The sequence below is a fragment of the Cupriavidus sp. 10L45 genome, assembly GCF_056395225.1.
This window is the reverse complement of the sequence record NZ_JBFTJC010000031.1, coordinates 1-1,356: the sequence shown is the minus strand read 5'-3', so window position 1 is coordinate 1,356 and position 1,356 is coordinate 1. Positions and strand designations below refer to the sequence as shown.

2 protein-coding genes are annotated in these 1,356 nt (G+C 65.2%); both read left to right on the top strand.

Going from position 1 to position 1,356, the window contains the following annotated elements; all coding sequences use genetic code 11:
• Positions 1 to 642: ABC transporter ATP-binding protein (locus AC1DFU_RS27575; RefSeq protein ID WP_441593861.1), on the top strand; the 642-nt coding region annotated here is incomplete at its 5' end.
• 1 nt (position 643) lies between these two features.
• Positions 644 to 1,356 (top strand): ABC transporter ATP-binding protein (locus AC1DFU_RS27570; protein ID WP_441593859.1); only part of this gene is annotated, 713 nt, incomplete at its 3' end.

Here is a 1,356-nt window from a genome sequence, read left to right as displayed (position 1 = left end):
AAGACGACCTGCTTCAACCTGCTCACCAAGTTCCTGGAGCCGACCACCGGCACCATCCTTTTCAACGGCATCGACATCACCCGCGAGAAACCGGCGCAGATTGCGCGGCGCGGCGTGATCCGTTCGTTCCAGATTTCCGCCGTGTTCCCGCACCTGACCGTGCGYGAGAACGTGCGCATCGGCCTGCAGCGCCAGCTYGGCACCTCGTTCCAGTTCTGGCGCAGCGAGCGATCGCTCGACGTGCTCAACGACCGGGCGATGGACCTGCTCGAACAGGTCGGCCTGACCGAGTTCGCCGAGACCGTCACCGTCAACCTGCCGTACGGCCGCAAGCGCGCGCTGGAGATCGCCACCACGCTGGCGATGGAGCCCGAGCTGATGCTGCTGGACGAGCCCACGCAGGGCATGGGCCACGAGGACGTGGACCGCGTGACGCAGCTCATCAAGAAGGTGTCCGCCGGCCGCACCATCCTGATGGTCGAGCACAACATGAACGTGGTGTCCTCCATCGCCGACAAGATCACCGTGCTGCAGCGCGGCGCGATCCTGGCCGAGGGGCCGTACGCGGAGGTATCCAAGGACCCGCGCGTGATGGAAGCCTATATGGGCACGGTCGAGGCGGAACTGCAGGGAGCGCATTGAGATGAACACCAACACTCCCGCCCTTGAGATCAAGGACCTGAACGCCTGGTACGGCGAGTCGCACATCCTGCACGGCGTGGACCTGACCGTAAATCACGGCGAAGTCGTCACGCTGCTCGGCCGCAACGGCGCGGGCCGCACCACCACGATGCGCGCCATCATGGGCCTGACCGGCGCCCGCAAGGGCTCGATCAAGGTCAACGGGCACGAGACCATCGGCCTGCCGACGCACAAGATCGCGCATTACGGCATCGGCTACTGCCCGGAAGAGCGGGCGATTTTCTCGAGCCTGTCTTGCGAAGAGAACCTGATGCTGCCGCCGGTATTGAAAGGTGCCGACGCCAGCCGGGGCATGAGCGAGGCCGAGATCTACGAGATGTTCCCSAACCTGGCCGAACGGCGCCAGAGCCAGGGCACGCGACTGTCTGGCGGCGAACAGCAGATGCTGGCGGTGGGGCGCATCYTGCGTACCGGCGCGAGCCTGCTGCTGCTGGACGAAATCTCGGAAGGCCTGGCACCGGTCATCGTGCAGGCACTCGCGCGCATGATCCTGATGCTGAAGAAGAAGGGCTACACGGTGGTGATGGTGGAGCAGAACTTCCGCTTCGCCGCGCCGCTGGCCGACCGCTTCTACGTGATGGAGCACGGGCAGATCGTCGAGCGCTTCGCCGCCGCCGAACTGCAGGCCAAGATGCCGGTGCTGAACGAACTGCT